The organism is Paenibacillus cineris (assembly GCF_018333335.1).
GTDB lineage: Bacteria > Bacillota > Bacilli > Paenibacillales > Paenibacillaceae > Paenibacillus_AQ > Paenibacillus_AQ favisporus.
This window is the reverse complement of sequence record NZ_BORU01000001.1, coordinates 170955-184655: the sequence shown is the minus strand read 5'-3', so window position 1 is coordinate 184655 and position 13701 is coordinate 170955. Positions and strand designations below refer to the sequence as shown.

General features: G+C 52.9%; 16 protein-coding genes and 5 tRNA genes. 10 read left to right on the top strand and 11 right to left on the bottom strand.

The window, feature by feature from the left end:
• The first annotated feature begins 55 nt into the window (after positions 1-55).
• Positions 56-715: an urease accessory UreF family protein gene (locus KI379_RS01060; protein ID WP_212982468.1), complete on the top strand. Its 660-nt coding sequence runs from the start codon at positions 56-58 to the stop codon at positions 713-715.
• Positions 716-804: 89 nt separating this feature from the next.
• Here KI379_RS01060 and KI379_RS01055 read toward each other — a convergent pair whose 3' ends face one another.
• Complete coding sequence (locus tag KI379_RS01055; protein ID WP_076173486.1) at positions 805-1161, bottom strand: helix-turn-helix domain-containing protein; 357 nt, start codon at positions 1159-1161, stop codon at positions 805-807.
• 246 nt (positions 1162-1407) lie between these two features.
• Between KI379_RS01055 and KI379_RS01050 the strand changes: the two genes are divergently transcribed.
• From KI379_RS01050 to KI379_RS01030, 5 genes are all read left to right on the top strand, one after another.
• The gene (locus KI379_RS01050; protein ID WP_105446048.1) at positions 1408-2025 is read left to right on the top strand and encodes a PAS domain-containing protein; all 618 of its coding nucleotides are present in this window, start codon (positions 1408-1410) and stop codon (positions 2023-2025) included.
• 201 nt (positions 2026-2226) lie between these two features.
• Positions 2227-2610: a MarR family winged helix-turn-helix transcriptional regulator gene (locus KI379_RS01045; protein WP_167372902.1), complete on the top strand. Its 384-nt coding sequence runs from the start codon at positions 2227-2229 to the stop codon at positions 2608-2610.
• Positions 2611-2619: 9 nt separating this feature from the next.
• Positions 2620-3837 (top strand): MFS transporter, encoded by a 1218-nt coding sequence (locus KI379_RS01040; protein ID WP_145136888.1) that lies wholly within the window; start codon positions 2620-2622, stop codon positions 3835-3837.
• Between the two features lie 298 nt (positions 3838-4135).
• Positions 4136-4975 carry an AraC family transcriptional regulator gene (locus tag KI379_RS01035; protein ID WP_212982466.1) on the top strand — a complete coding sequence of 280 codons (840 nt, stop codon included), beginning with the start codon at positions 4136-4138 and terminating at the stop codon, positions 4973-4975.
• A 229-nt stretch (positions 4976-5204) separates the two neighbouring features.
• Positions 5205-7157 (top strand): amidase family protein, encoded by a 1953-nt coding sequence (locus KI379_RS01030; RefSeq protein WP_244879158.1) that lies wholly within the window; start codon positions 5205-5207, stop codon positions 7155-7157.
• Between the two features lie 154 nt (positions 7158-7311).
• Here the strand turns inward: KI379_RS01030 and KI379_RS01025 are convergent, their stop codons facing one another.
• The 6 genes from KI379_RS01025 to KI379_RS01000 form a co-directional block, all read right to left on the bottom strand.
• Positions 7312-8052 (bottom strand): SDR family oxidoreductase, encoded by a 741-nt coding sequence (locus KI379_RS01025; RefSeq protein WP_212982464.1) that lies wholly within the window; start codon positions 8050-8052, stop codon positions 7312-7314.
• Positions 8053-8080: 28 nt separating this feature from the next.
• Positions 8081-8746 (bottom strand): SDR family NAD(P)-dependent oxidoreductase, encoded by a 666-nt coding sequence (locus KI379_RS01020; protein WP_212982462.1) that lies wholly within the window; start codon positions 8744-8746, stop codon positions 8081-8083.
• 3 nt (positions 8747-8749) lie between these two features.
• The gene (locus KI379_RS01015; protein WP_212982460.1) at positions 8750-9406 is read right to left on the bottom strand and encodes a ThuA domain-containing protein; all 657 of its coding nucleotides are present in this window, start codon (positions 9404-9406) and stop codon (positions 8750-8752) included.
• A gap of 157 nt (positions 9407-9563) precedes the next feature.
• Positions 9564-9649: transfer RNA gene (locus KI379_RS01010), tRNA-Leu, on the bottom strand.
• Between the two features lie 31 nt (positions 9650-9680).
• A tRNA-Lys gene (locus tag KI379_RS01005) sits at positions 9681-9756 on the bottom strand.
• A gap of 195 nt (positions 9757-9951) precedes the next feature.
• A tRNA-Glu gene (locus KI379_RS01000) sits at positions 9952-10026 on the bottom strand.
• A gap of 193 nt (positions 10027-10219) precedes the next feature.
• Between KI379_RS01000 and tlp the strand changes: the two genes are divergently transcribed.
• Positions 10220-10429, top strand: a complete 210-nt coding sequence (gene tlp, locus KI379_RS00995; RefSeq protein WP_076174820.1) for a small acid-soluble spore protein Tlp — start codon at positions 10220-10222, stop codon at positions 10427-10429.
• 316 nt (positions 10430-10745) lie between these two features.
• Here the strand turns inward: tlp and KI379_RS00990 are convergent.
• The 3 genes from KI379_RS00990 to KI379_RS00980 form a co-directional block, all read right to left on the bottom strand.
• Positions 10746-10834, bottom strand: a tRNA-Ser gene (locus tag KI379_RS00990).
• A 7-nt stretch (positions 10835-10841) separates the two neighbouring features.
• A tRNA-Asn gene (locus KI379_RS00985) sits at positions 10842-10917 on the bottom strand.
• 31 nt (positions 10918-10948) lie between these two features.
• Entirely contained in the window at positions 10949-11428 is a 480-nt protein-coding gene (locus KI379_RS00980) for a SprT family protein (RefSeq protein WP_084204161.1), read from the bottom strand.
• Positions 11429-11567: 139 nt separating this feature from the next.
• On the opposite strand from KI379_RS00980, the gene KI379_RS00975 reads away from it, so the two are divergent.
• Both KI379_RS00975 and cmpA read left to right on the top strand, forming a co-directional pair.
• Entirely contained in the window at positions 11568-11921 is a 354-nt protein-coding gene (locus KI379_RS00975) for a hydrolase/acyltransferase (protein WP_116231918.1), read from the top strand.
• A 209-nt stretch (positions 11922-12130) separates the two neighbouring features.
• A complete protein-coding gene (cmpA, locus tag KI379_RS00970; protein ID WP_089549977.1) occupies positions 12131-12259 on the top strand; it encodes a cortex morphogenetic protein CmpA in 129 nt (42 codons plus the stop codon).
• Positions 12260-12366: 107 nt separating this feature from the next.
• Here cmpA and KI379_RS00965 read toward each other — a convergent pair whose 3' ends face one another.
• On the bottom strand, positions 12367-12855 hold the full coding sequence (locus KI379_RS00965; RefSeq protein ID WP_212982458.1) for a DinB family protein: 489 nt from the start codon (positions 12853-12855) through the stop codon (positions 12367-12369).
• A 150-nt stretch (positions 12856-13005) separates the two neighbouring features.
• Here KI379_RS00965 and KI379_RS00960 point away from each other — a divergent pair, with 150 nt between their 5' ends.
• Complete coding sequence (locus KI379_RS00960) at positions 13006-13581, top strand: CGNR zinc finger domain-containing protein (protein WP_212982456.1); 576 nt, start codon at positions 13006-13008, stop codon at positions 13579-13581.
• Positions 13582-13701: the final 120 nt, after the last annotated feature.

Below are 13701 nucleotides of genomic sequence, written 5' to 3'. Positions count from 1 at the left end.
TTCACTTCGCAATTCATGTAATATTTATTACCACAACAAAATGGAGGTGACCGCGTTGAACGACAAAAGCACCAAACTGCTCGATTACGTGCAAACGCTGGATAATGACTTGTCGGTCGGAGGCTTCAGCCATGTGTTCGACCTCCAAACCCGAATTGCAGAAGGGCGCATCCAGAGCCAGGAAGAGCTGGAAGGGTTCATCCTTCATCCGATGATGAATCGTTTGGTCCGCCAAGACGGCGCGGCCATTCTGGCGATTTACGCAGCTGCCGACCAACGGGATATCCGTCAGATCGCCCGGATTGACCGGTACATCCTCGGAAGAATCGCTGCACATGAAAATGATGAAGGGGTGCGCCAACGTGGCAGAAGACTTTTGAAACTGGCCCAGGCCCTGTACCCCTGGCTCAATCTGAAGGCTCTTGACGAACTCGCGCAGAAAGAACTGTCTCCCGTCTGCCTGGCCACGGCGCATGCCTATGTCAACTATCAGCTCGGGTCCAGCCGCGACCACACCGTTTATGGCTATATGCAATCTGCGGTCTGCACATGCATCCAGCTCGCTGCCCGCTCGCTAAGCATTCCGCCTCACGACGCCAAAGCGTTGGCCGGCAAATGGACGGCTGAAATGGAGCACGCATGGACAGCGGAGAAAGACTCCCTGCCCACAGACCTTTTCAATATCCAGGAGAACGACTCCCATATCGCCTCGTGATCTCTTTAACAACACCACAAAGGCACTCCGCTCTGCCCTGCCGCAGCGAAGTGCCTTTTCTGTTCCCATGTATGTACTTGACCTTCATCTTACTGATCGCGGGACTGGTTCTTCCGGTATTCCACAAACTTGATGTACTCCTTGATAAACTCCTTCTCGTGATCGGAGAGCGGCATTTCGTTTAACTGCCTTCCGTTTTCCCACAAATAAGGATCCTGTTGCTCTTTCACCATATACGGCCCCGGTTCCTTGCCCAGAATCAGCCAATCAAGGCTGACGCCGAAAAAGCTCGAAATTTCGATCAATTTATTGGTGCTCGGGGTGGACTTCCCCCTTTTCCAATCTCCGAAATTCCCCGTGCTGATATTAAGCTGCTCGCAAAACGACTTTTTGGTCATCCCCTTCTGCTTAATCAATGCCTCAATACGTCCGTAAATGGATTGCATAAAAAACCGCCTTCCAGTCATGTCGCAAAAAACGACGCATTTAAGTAATTTTATGCTTGCAATATGACGCAAAAACGTGTATAGTATTCTTTATATTAGGAATTTCCATACCTATGGCTCTTATTGTATCATTAGTCCCTTTTCTAATCCAACCGCCCTGCAATCATTCACTTCATATCTGACATTACCTTTCCAACGCGATTCGGGCCCGCTTATGACCAATACCAAGACAGGGAGCGACCGCTTTTGCACACACTCGACATTTCTTATCATGAATTGATCCATGCCATGAGGCAATGTATTGCCGTCGTGGATGCCGGAGGAGTTATCATTTCAGTGAACCACGCCTGGATTCAAAGCGCATATGACGAAGGCGTCCCCCAATCCTTTAACTGGGTTGGTATTAATTTTATGCAAATCGCCGACGCCCTTTCGGGAGAAGACGAACAAGACCTGGACAGACTCCAGGCGGTTTTGCAGGGTATTTCTACATACTACAGGAACGAATTCCGGTCGAGCTGCATCCAGCCCTCCCGCTGGTTTCAAATCGAGGCTTTCCCGCTCCGGAACGGCGCCAGGGAGGAACCCCGGGGAATGATCGTCTGCCTGTCGGATATCAGCCGAAGCAAGCAGCTCGAGAACGACTTGATGACCGCCTTATCCCAGATCCGCACCCTACGCGGATTGCTGCCCATCTGCGCTGTCTGCAAACGAATTCGCGATGACGATGACTTGTGGAATTCCATCGAGAGTTTTTTGCAAAAGCATGCCCACACCGAATTCACGCACGATATTTGCCCGGACTGCATACGGCGGCTGTATCCCAAGTACTCGTCCATATTGGACACGCCTACTCACCAGTAGCTGCACCACCTCCATTCTCTTCCCCAATCAAACACTTCTTCAAAATCATCGTCAACGCGCCGCATTTTTTTTCGTTGACGTTCTTTGTTCATATCCATATAATTGTTATGACAATTATATTTTGAAGGAGTGTTTTCCCTGACCCGCTTCTCATCTTCGTCCCAAACGATCGGTTTCCGATACGGAAATATGTCCCGCAGAATGTCTTCTATTTTTGCAGGCCTGCTTAAACCTTACGGCATCACACCCGAGCAATGGTCCGTACTGTACCAGGTTCACCTCCAGGAAGGGATTAACCAGAAGGAACTCGCGCTTCGTTCCGGCAAAGACCAGCCCTCCATCACCCGCATTCTCGATGTGCTGGACAAGAAAGAACTGATTCAGCGCAAGCCGGATCCGGCCGACCGCCGGGCTTATTTAATCTACGCCACGCCAGCCGTGCAGGAGCTGATGAAAGAAACGATCCCGATGGAGCTGAAGCTTAATGACGAGCTGATCGCCGGCATTACGGACGAGCAATTGGAGTCACTGAACCGCATCATGGATCAAATCAATAAAAATATAGACCGAATTTTAATGGAGTAGGAGTCACCTATGAACGACACCCGAGAGAAACTGTGGACACGTGAGTTTATTATGCTTACGTTGTGCAACCTGCTGTTATTTTTAAATTTGCAAATGATCGTATCCCCTCTGTCCGGCTATGTAAAAGAACATTTTCACGCCAGCGCCTTCATGGTCAGCATGTTTACGACCCTGTTCTCGTTGGCTGCGATCGCGGCGCGCCTGTATTCCGCCAAGGCTTTGGAGAGAGGCATCCGTAATCAAATCTTATATATCGGCCTTGCCTTAGCGCTGCTCGCCACCTTCGGTTACCTGTGGAGCGGCACGATGGCGCTGCTGCTGCTGATGCGGATCGTGTTCGGGGTGGGCTTCGGCATGGGCAGCACGACGCTGCCTACGATGGCATCCGGTATCATACCGGTCCGCAGACTGGGCGAGGGAATGGGCTATTTCGGACTATCGACAAGCATCGCCCTTTCGCTTGGACCTGTCATCGGGACGGCGCTTCTGGAGAACAAAGGGTTCGATACGCTGGTATATGCTACACTAATCGTTATTGCCCTGATCTTCCCGCTGGTCATTCCGCTGACCAAAAAGGTAAAGCCGGCCGCCCCGGCCATTCCGAAAGAATTTACGGCGGTTCCCCAGAAGCAGGGCTTTCCAAAAGCGCTCCTTCTGCCCAGCCTGATGAACCTGCTGATGTCCATTACCTATGGCGGACTGCTCAGTTTTATTAATTTGTTCGGAAAAGAGGCCAGCCTCGCGAACGCATCGCTGTTCTTTCTGTTCAATGCGGTCGCCGTCGTGCTGATTCGGCCCATCTCGGGCAAAATCTACGACCGCAAGGGACATATCGCCCTGCTCATTCCGTCGGCGGTGCTGCTCATTGGAGGGCTATGGCTGCTGTCTTATGCCCATACCACCGGATTTTTAGCCCTGGCCGCCTTGTGCTACGGCCTCGGATTCGGCACGGTTCAGCCGACCCTTCAATCCTGGATGCTGCAGCAGGTTCCTCCGCAAAAGCAGGGACTCGCCAACAGTATGTATTTCAACTCGCTGGACCTTGGCATCGCCGTTGGAGCCATGATTTTGGGCCAGATCGCCCAATACTCGACTTACGGGGCAATGTACCGTTACGCATCCTTATTCCTTGTCCTGTTCATCATGGTATACGCGTTCTATCTTGCCAAACGGGCCAAGAACAACAACATGCCAAACCGCGATACCGAAACGTCCACAACCGTATAAAGCCCCTTGGGCTTGATCGATTCAGCACCTTTCTGCACCTGGCAGAAGGGTGCTTTTTATTTCTTTTACAATCACAGCCATATGCCCCCGGCCCCACACATCACCTACTCCCTGTAGTTGCCCTGGGTTCCTCTAGAGCCTCCCCCAATGCATCATTGAACATTACTACATAATTAAATGTCATATTTTATAACTTAAAGTGTTAAATATACTTTCAAATCTATCAATCAAGGAGTAAAATAGTCATATTATCTACCATAAGCCATAGTTCTATTCCAATTCCGGGGGAGAGATTACGATGAACATGCCGGCCGCATCCACTGCCTTCGAGACGTTTATGCCCGTTCAGCCGGGCTTTGCCAAGCATTTTACCGATTACACAGAGCATTGCGACTTATTACCAGACACTCCGCTGCCTGTTCTGTTCTACCAATTCTCGGTCCCATATGGCCACTCTGGACGCTGCCCCGTGCTGCCCGGGGGACATGTCGATATGTTGTTCCCGGTCGGAGGCTCCCCTGCCGATCCCTTGCTTCTCGGCAGCGTTCTTTGCCGCCGGGAGGTGCCGTTTCGTCCAGGCACGTTATACTTCGGTGTCCGGCTGCTTCCCGTCCCCCTCGCTCCTGCTTTTAAAATTCCGCTAAAAGAATTGGCGGACCGATCCACGCCGCTGGATCGCGCCTTATTCATTCCAGCCGCCGCCATACAGCAAATCCAGCAGGAAGACGCCTCTTTCCATCGCAGAATATCCAGCTTCCACAGCGGCTTCCGTAAGCCGCTTCATTCCGGGTCATGCACTGCCGCTTCTGTACCATCGCACTTTTATCAGGCCATCCGGCTTATTTTTCAGTCCTGCGGCAATATCAGCATAACCGAGCTCTCTACAGCTATGAACTGTTCAACACGGAGTTTTCGCTCCCTGTTCGAGGCGTATATAGGCCTCTCTCCCAAGCTGTTCTGCCAAATCATCCGGTATCAATCGGCCGTGGGCAGACTGCTGCATCCGTCGCGGGCGGCTTTTAACGACATTATTTCAGAGTACGGCTATTACGACCAGGCCCACTTTATTCACGAGTTCAAAAAATTCAGCAGCGAATGCCCAACCCGCTGGATGGTGCAGCTCCTGCGGAAATCATAATCTAGTTATTATTGCGTAAACTTTCCTGACACGACTTCCGTTTTATACAATTCATGTCAACTCTTCTTCAATATAATAGACTTCAATGACGGAGTGAAGGCATTCGTTTATCCCCAGTTTCTGCGGGTTCGTCCTCCATCCTGCGAAGTTTCTCCCGCGGAAATTTCAAACGATGCCTTCCTTCCGCCACAAAGTCAGAATACATAACGCTGTATTGGAGGAGAACGACTTGAAGAGTTTTAAGAGCAATCTATTCACGGTTTTAATCGTTTCAGCTTTATCACTGACCCCGACGCTGGCCTTTGCCTCACCAGCCGCTTCCACAGCAGCTCTAAACGGTGAGACGGCCGATGCAATGTCCCAGAGCTGGATGCCCAAATCTCTGACCTCCCTTACCGCCAGCAGCAAACCGATTACCGCCGCAGAGTTTGCCGAAGCAATGAAGCTCGCTGCCGAAGAAGCCGGGACGACGGTAAGCCCATCCGGTTCCAATATTAGCGGTGCATTGACACGCGAAAAGGCCGCCGCACTGCTGGATTCCGTCATCCATGTCCCTTACGCCGCTTTCGCAGGCTACCAAGACATTGCCGGAGGCAGCCCTTACAGCAAAGCCATCGCCAATGTCTATACCGCCGGCCTCATGCAGGGCAGCTCCTCCCAAACTTTCGGATACGGCAAGCCGCTGACGCACCGGGAAGCCGCCACGATCATCTACCGCCTGTATCAATATTTGCAGCCATTCAAGCTGACGGAAGCGACCATTGCAGAGATGCAAAAGGCGATGGAAACCGGCCGCCTGACCTCAGAGGAACTTGTCCAGCAGTATTTGGACCGGATCGCAAAGTACGATGACCAGGGCCCGAAGCTGAACAGCATCATTACCTTGAACGATAAGGCGCTGGAAACGGCGAAGCAGCTGGACGCCGAGCGCGCAGCCAAAGGGGAACGCAGCCCGCTGCACGGGATTCCGGTGATCGTCAAAGACAACTACAACACGTCCGACATGCCGACCTCTTCTGGGAATATCGGACTAAAGGATGTCATCCCTCCGGAGGATGCCACACAAGTCAAGGAGCTGCGCGATGCCGGGGCAATCATTATCGGCAAAGCTAACCTGCATGAGTTCGCTTTTGGCTATACAACCGTCAGCTCATTGGGCGGGCAGACGCTGAACCCTTATGACCCGACCCGCGTGCCCGGCGGATCCAGCGGCGGAACCGCAGCCGCGGTAGCCGCGAATCTGGCCGCCGTAGGCATGGGTACCGACACCGGCGGATCGATCCGGATTCCTTCCTCGTTCAACAGCCTGGTCGGCATTCGTCCGACGGTCGGCTTGTCGAGCCGCTACGGCATCGCTCCGCTTGCCCTGACGCAGGATACCGGCGGCCCGATCGCCCGTACCGTGGAAGACGCCGCATTCATATTGAACGCGACGACTGGCTATGACCCGAAGGACATCGTCACCGCGAAGAGCGTCGGCTTCGTGCCGAAGGATTATACGGATTATCTCGATAAGGACGGCCTCAAAGGAGCACGGATCGGCATCGTCCGCGAAGTATTCGGAGACGACGCCCAGGTCAACGCAGTCGTGTCCCAGGCTATCGAAGAGATGAAAGCGGCCGGGGCGACGTTGGTGGACAACGTCAAAATTCCGAACTTCGATCTTATCAACAAATATGGAAGCCTAAGCGCCTGGGAGTTCAAGTTCCAATTCAACGACTACTTGAAGTCCCTCGGCGACGCTACACCTTACAAGTCTTTGGACGAGCTGATCGCTTCAGGCAAATACGACCCGTCAATTGAAAAGGCCCTGATCGACCGCAACAACCGTGAATCGCTGGATGCCCAGGAGTACAAGGACATCGTCCTGTTCCGCACCAAATACGTACAGGAAGCGGTCCTCAAAATGATGGCGGACAACCATCTGGATGCCCTTATCTTCCCGACCTCCTCCAAAACAGCCGTGAAAATCGGCCAGGAGCAGGTGGCGGGCGACGCCTTCAAACTAAGCTCCTTCACCGGCTGGCCGACGGTCACCGTACCGGCTGGCTTCACCAGCGACCATCTGCCGGTCGGCATCGATTTCTTCGGCAGAGCCTTCAGCGAGCCGGAGCTGATCAAGCTGGCGTACAGCTTTGAGCAGCACACTCACCACCGCGTGGCACCGCAGACGACGCCTTAAGGACACCCAAGAAAATCATCTATCCGGCGTACCTTCTAAAAATCACTTTCAAAAAAGCGCACCCCCGGCTGCCTGTCCGGGCGGACACCCCAATCAGGTCCGACCCTTTCAGCGTGCCGCAAGGTGCGCTTTTTCCTTTTTCCATATCAGCTTCCTACCACGGCCACTCCCGGCCCAGCCAGTCCCTCATGACCAGCCGGTCCTCCTCCTGAATCCCTGGTCCTTCATAGCGGTCCCGCAGAAAATAGGCCACCGCCATGCGCGCCGCATCATCGGCATCCAGGTCACCTTCGGTATTCAGCTCACCCGACATATAGGATCTGACCCAGCCCGGATGGTACAAGCGAAAAGTAAAGCCTTCGGGACGGAGTTCGTCAAACAGGCATTGAACACCCCGGTTCAGCGCAGTTTTGGACATACAGTACCCGTACCAGTTATCGCGAAAGCTGCGGTTGATACTCCCCGCTTCCGAGGACACGAAGCACATGCGCTTTCCGGACCCCGCTCTCAGCAGCGGCACAAACGCCTGCGCCATCCGCATGGGTCCAACCGCGTTAACATTGTAAATTCGCAGCAGTTCCTCCTCGACCTGCTCTTCATGAATCGTTCTGGGGTAACACGTGGCGATCCCCGCATTATTGATCAGCACATCCACCCGATCAGTCTTGCTCCCAACCGCCCGGCTGGCCGCCTGAACGCTCTCATCGCTGGCTACGTCCAGCGGAATGACATACAGCCGCTCCGGCTCTTTCTGTCTAAGCTCCGTCAGTTCCGGCCAATCCGCCAGGTAACTCCCGGCAAAAACGTCCCAGCCCAGCTCCAGCAGCCTTTTTGTTATGCCAAGTCCCAACCCCCGGTCCGCGCCTGTAACAACGGCAACTCTGCTCCTGCTCATCCGTAAGCACCTCCTTTTTTAAAGCCCGTTATAAAGGAATCTCCTGTCCCCGCCAATCCAGCATAACGACCCGCTCTTCATCTTCCCTGGCCCCGGTAAAATAAGCAGCCGCCGCTTCAGCCGGAGCCCCCGTTTCAAGCTCAGATCCAGGCTCAAATAGCCGGAACGTGAAGCCCTTGCCGCTCAGATCCCCATGCAGCATGGTGTACGCCATATGCAGCGCAGCTTTGGACATCGCATATCCTGTCCCTGCCCCCGAAAGGCCAAGCCCCAAACTGCCCTGGACATCGGACAGCAGCGCGATTCTTCGCAGCCCGTTATCCATAAGAGGCAGGCACGCCTCGATGACACGAATCGGACCTAGCGTATTCGCCTGGTAATCTTCCAATACGAGATCCGCCGACATATTGGCAATTCCGGCCGCCTCCCTCCCCTGGCTGGATGCCGTTCCGCAAATGAGCAGATCCACCCGGCTGGTATGCTCCTGAATCCGCCGGACTGCCCGCCGCACCGATTCTCTGGACCTTGTATCCATCGTGAAGATATGTATTTTATCCGTATCCAAGGCGTCATGAAATTCCTCTTTGGGAACGGGACTGCACCCCATGACGCGCCATCCCTTTTTGGCAAATTCCTGAACTAGTGCGCATTCCCACGGACGGTGAACTTCCGTAATCAAAACAACCTGGTCCATGATTCATTCTCCTTTCGGTGCTGATGCGGTCCACGTCAATGCTTGCCGCAGCAGCTGCTGGTAGCCCGGATGCAGCCAAACCGCCAAATTGTGGCCGGGTGTCAGCACGCAAACCCTTCCCTCGCCTTCCGTTCGGGTCCATCCGCCCGTCTGCTCCCCATATTCCGACCGGGTCACCATAAATATAATCACGTCACTCTGGTCAGTCATATCCATGAAATAGTGCTCGTCTTGCATCGTGAAGGCTTGGACTCCCCGGGTAATCTCCGTTTCTTGTACAGGCTCGACCGTGACCGGACACTGCTCCGGATGGTGATGAAAGACTCCTCCGACCAGCCCGCGCACGTCCTGTATGTCCCGGTAACCTACCGTACCGGAGTGCAGAACGAGCAGACCGCCACCCCCGCTGACGTAACGCTGCAGCAGACCACCGGTTTGGGCTGTGAGCCACGGTTGCTCTTTTACCGCGGAGACCCGATTGGATTTCGCCAAGATCAGCAAGTCATATTCCGTAAGCAACCTTTCCAGCGAGTCCTGCCATTCGGCATCGGTTTCCAAAATGTAGTGAAAATTGAACCCGCCTGACCGAAGCGGCTCCAAGCCACCCTTCACTACATCGGCCGGATGCCATTGATCGTCGCATAATACGAGTATGTTCACGATGCTCCCCTCCCTTGACAGCGTTTGCAAAGTATATTAATCCTAGTATTCCAGAAACCCGTTTGCCACGCAACCCGGTTCCAGGTCCGATCATGCAAAATGCGGATATAACAAAAAAATCCTTGCTCATTCGCAAGGATTGTCATTAGTCAAATTATGGTGCGGTAGAGAGGACTCGAACCTCCACGGGCGTACGCCCACTACCCCCTCAAGATAGCGTGTCTGCCATTCCACCACTACCGCACGTTTAAAGGGAACTGCTATTTAAAAAAACTGGTGAGCCATGAAGGACTCGAACCTTCGACACCCTGATTAAAAGTCAGGTGCTCTACCAACTGAGCTAATGGCTCTCGATGATCCACAACCTGTGCGCCCATAAGCATAGATGGTACAGATATCGGAATTCTTATTAACCTGCAAGCAATGAAAGTGGTGACCCGTATGGGATACTCTCACTTCGTTCGAGACTGCGAAGCTGATCCTAACGATGCAGCGCTTCGACGAACCCGCCTTGGGTTCTCATCCCCTGTTGCAAGCAATGAAAGTGGTGACCCGTATGGGATTCGAACCCATGTTACCTCCGTGAAAGGGAGGTGTCTTAACCCCTTGACCAACGGGCCATATCGTAACATCACTTTCTTGACGACAAGAATGAGTATAGCATAGAACAAAAAAGGTTGGCAAGCCCTTTTTGTAATATTTTTAAAAAAAGTGTCGCTGCCACTTCTCTCCTATTCTTGGGCATAAAATCATCCCTTATTTGGCATCCTATACACGTCAATGACATCAACACACGACAAGGAGACAAAATCAATGGCTAAACCAGACGACCGTTCTGATAACGCGGAAAAGATCAAAACCGCCATTATCAACACGCAGGACAACATTAACGAAACCAACGATTATTTGGCCGAACACGCCGAGGAAATTTCCGGTCAGGAAGTACACAACCTTCAGCACAAAAACGCCAAGCGCGAAAGAGCGATTGAAGGCATGCGGGAAGAGTACGAAGACGAAAAATAAAGCTTTGAGGATTCGCCCAAACAGCCCCCTGTCCAATGATGGATGGGGGTTGTTTTGTTGCTCCGACGAACCCTCCCCTGAGGGTCCTCATCCCTTTAAACCAAAAAGCCCCCAGCCGCAAAGGCGGTGGGAGCTTTCTTACGATGTATTACAAAACGGAGAGAGAGGGATACTCTCACTTCGTTCGAGACTGCGATGCCGATCCTCCCGAAGCTTATGCTCCGACGAACCCTCCCCCGAGGGTCCTCATCCCTTTTACACCAAAAAGCCCCCAGCCGCAAAGGCGGTGGGAGCTTTCTTACGAAGTATTCCAAAACGGAGAGAGAGGGATTCGAACCCTCGCACCGCTTACGCAGTCTAACCCCTTAGCAGAGGGTCCCCTTATAGCCACTTGGGTATCTCTCCAAGAAACTGGCTCCCCGAACAGGACTCGAACCTGTGACAACTCGATTAACAGTCGAGTGCTCTACCAACTGAGCTATCAGGGAACGTTGTTATATGGTAACACCAAATAATTTATCATGATTTTGTAGCGGAGTCAAGCTTGTTCAAACGAAGATTTCCAGCGCATTTCCCGCACCGGTAACGGCGGGGATCGACCTTGCGTTTGCGCAGGTACACCATCCCGCACTGGCGGCACACCAGCTGGTACCGGTAAGGCTGAACCTTACGCTCGCGCGCCGAAGGCAGCGACTGGCAGTATCGGCTTCCCCCGACCTGCTGCAGCAGCATTTTAAAATCCGGATCCCGGTGTTTGTAGCCCCTTCCCGTCAGGTGCAAATGGTAATGGCACAGCTCATGCTTGATGATCTTTTCTACTTCCTCCCGCCCGTTCGCTTCGAGCTGATGGGGATTGATTTCGATATGATGGCTTTTCATAAAATAGCGCCCGCCCGTTGTGGATAATCTCCGGTTGAACGTGGCCCGGTGCCTGAAAGGCAGGCCGAAGCTTTCCTCCGAAATCCGCTCCACCCAAGCTTGCAGCTCTTCATTGCTCATGACGTCCATGAGGTCCTCCTCTGACTGAATTTGACGGTCTTCGGGGCGGTTGTCCCGAAAGAAACATTCTCTTGAATTATAACTTCCCCATACGCTACACTGACAAGTAGAATGTTATGGAGGGAGATTTTTGCGCCTTATGCCGAAGATGAGATATGTAATTTTACAGAAAAATGCCGACCTCTTTTTTGTGGAAATGCCCGCCGATTACGCTTACCAGCTCAGCGCGCTGAACCTGCGCCTCAATAAGGAAATAGACAAATTGACGGCCTCCGTCGTCCCGGAGCTGCCGCTCGCCGTGGCGGAATGCGATCAGTTGGATCTGCTGCAGGAACATCTGCAAATTCAGGACGGGCTTGCGTACATCAACGAACTGGAGCAGTCCTTTGCTTCGATTGATGAACAGAGCTATCCCCTCATCGCCCTGCTGACCGAAATCCGTGCCCTTCAAGCCCAACTGGAACAGTGGTATGAGGAGGAAGCGGAGGGCTAGACGGCCGCAGCGTTATTACGGAAATAGCCATAAACTGAACCGGGATCACAGCGAGGAGAAACGTGAAGGAATGCTTAATGGGATGCGTTTATAAAAATACAATCCCGTCCCCTTACAGAACCCGGGAAATTCAGATGAGACCTGCACGCTTTGGGCGTTCTCCCCATATGCTGACCGTAGAGACGGAATGCAAGAGGAGGAGATCACCCTTGCCGCAATGGCTCTGTAATCAGCTGAGGAAGGCGTTTCACAAAAAAGACAGACGCCAGATCAAACTGCTCAACGAATGCTGGTTCTTCTACCGAAACGCCCCGGAAGAAAACTCGGACGCCCGATAAATATTTAGAAATGAAGCCCGCTCCATGCAAACAGGCCGGTACCGTGTACCCGCCTGTTTTTTGCGTTTGGTTTAGACGATTTCAATAGTCAGTGTGCTCCTTGTTACCTACTCAAAGCTTCTCGAAGCCGGCCAGCTCCCTTTCAGCTTGCGAAGCAAAATGATCTGACCCGTATGATAGGCGTCATGCATCATCAGGCTGTGAATCAAGCCGGAAAGCGGCCTGTCCCGAAACGGCGCGTTCAGCTCGCTGTCACTCAAACCGGACAGGAAGCTACGGATCTCGAGATGGATCCTTTTGAGCCGATCAACCGTCTTCTGCCAGGCCTCATCTCCATCTTCGACGTTCCTGAACGTCTCATCGTTGCTGGACGCCTTGCCGTCCGGTTCCTCGCCGCGCATCCGCTGCAGGTAATATTCCTTGTAATAAAGCAGGTGGTTTACGTTCTCCCAGATCGTGTTGACGGCTTCCCCTTCCGGCTTCCATACCGCTTCCTCAGCGGTTACACCGTCCAATGCAGGTACAAGCGGCGGATACCAGCCTTCATGATCAAAACATTCATCCCATCTTAGCAGCTGCTCTTGAGTTTGGCCCATCTACAAATCCTCCCTGTCCGGTTTTTTGTAACGAACTAAAATCAATTTATTAGTTACATCCATAAATTAACACAGTCCATTTCTGCCGGTCAAGTAACTAGCAAAATAATTATTTAGTTGTTACAATGGACCTGAAAGGAAGGATAACGTATGCTTTGGGATGATTTTTTGAACAGCGACTGGCATGATTGGCGGGGAAGCGGCAAGTCCGAGGACCGGTTGGACCGGCCCGGATGGCTGCGGGCATGGCTGCAGGAGCAGCAGCTGCCGTTACTCGATGAACCGAACCCCCACGAGCTGCAGCAGCTTAAAGAGCTCCGCTCCTTGATTCATGGCATGGTCACCTCCATCGTCCAGGGTGTTTCCCTTGAAGCCGAGGCGATCGGCAGGCTAAATGCGGTCATGTCCGCCGGCCCCGTCATTCGGGAGCTGCGCTACCGCGAAGACAGCTTGTCTACTGGGAACAAACCGGTCCGCTGGGACTGGCAGCAGGTCATGTCGGAGATCGCCGCTTCTTTTGCCGAGATGATCGCCAATGGCGAACCGGCAAGAATCCGGATCTGTGACAATCCGGACTGCCTCTGGGTCTATTATGACGATACCCGTAACCGCTCCAAACGCTACTGCGATGACAAAATGTGCGGGAATTTGATGAAGGTTCGACGATTCCGGGCACGTAAGAAAGCGACCCAGCACGACCACGGCCACGACCATAACCAAACCTAAACCCGAACACGCCAAAATCCCGAAGACTGGAAACATTTTTTTCCATTCTTCGGGTGGGCTATGGGAAGGAGTCCGGCAGCGATCATGAACCAGCTAAAGAACGCCATGTTGGCCGGAACT

Excerpts from the sequence above, each read along its gene's own strand:
- KI379_RS01020 (WP_212982462.1), bottom strand. The coding sequence starts at position 8,746 with ATGGACCAGGTTGTTTTGATTACGGAAGTTCACCGTCCGTGGGAATGC.
- KI379_RS01040 (WP_145136888.1), top strand. The coding sequence starts at position 2,620 with ATGAACGACACCCGAGAGAAACTGTGGACACGTGAGTTTATTATGCTT.
- KI379_RS01025 (WP_212982464.1), bottom strand. The coding sequence starts at position 8,052 with ATGAGCAGGAGCAGAGTTGCCGTTGTTACAGGCGCGGACCGGGGGTTG.
- KI379_RS01035 (WP_212982466.1), top strand. The coding sequence starts at position 4,136 with ATGAACATGCCGGCCGCATCCACTGCCTTCGAGACGTTTATGCCCGTT.
- tlp (WP_076174820.1), top strand. The coding sequence starts at position 10,220 with ATGGCTAAACCAGACGACCGTTCTGATAACGCGGAAAAGATCAAAACC.
- KI379_RS01055 (WP_076173486.1), bottom strand. The coding sequence starts at position 1,161 with ATGCAATCCATTTACGGACGTATTGAGGCATTGATTAAGCAGAAGGGG.
- KI379_RS00965 (WP_212982458.1), bottom strand. The coding sequence starts at position 12,855 with ATGGGCCAAACTCAAGAGCAGCTGCTAAGATGGGATGAATGTTTTGAT.
- KI379_RS00960 (WP_212982456.1), top strand. The coding sequence starts at position 13,006 with ATGCTTTGGGATGATTTTTTGAACAGCGACTGGCATGATTGGCGGGGA.
- KI379_RS00975 (WP_116231918.1), top strand. The coding sequence starts at position 11,568 with ATGCCGAAGATGAGATATGTAATTTTACAGAAAAATGCCGACCTCTTT.
- KI379_RS00980 (WP_084204161.1), bottom strand. The coding sequence starts at position 11,428 with ATGAGCAATGAAGAGCTGCAAGCTTGGGTGGAGCGGATTTCGGAGGAA.
- KI379_RS01045 (WP_167372902.1), top strand. The coding sequence starts at position 2,227 with ATGTCTTCTATTTTTGCAGGCCTGCTTAAACCTTACGGCATCACACCC.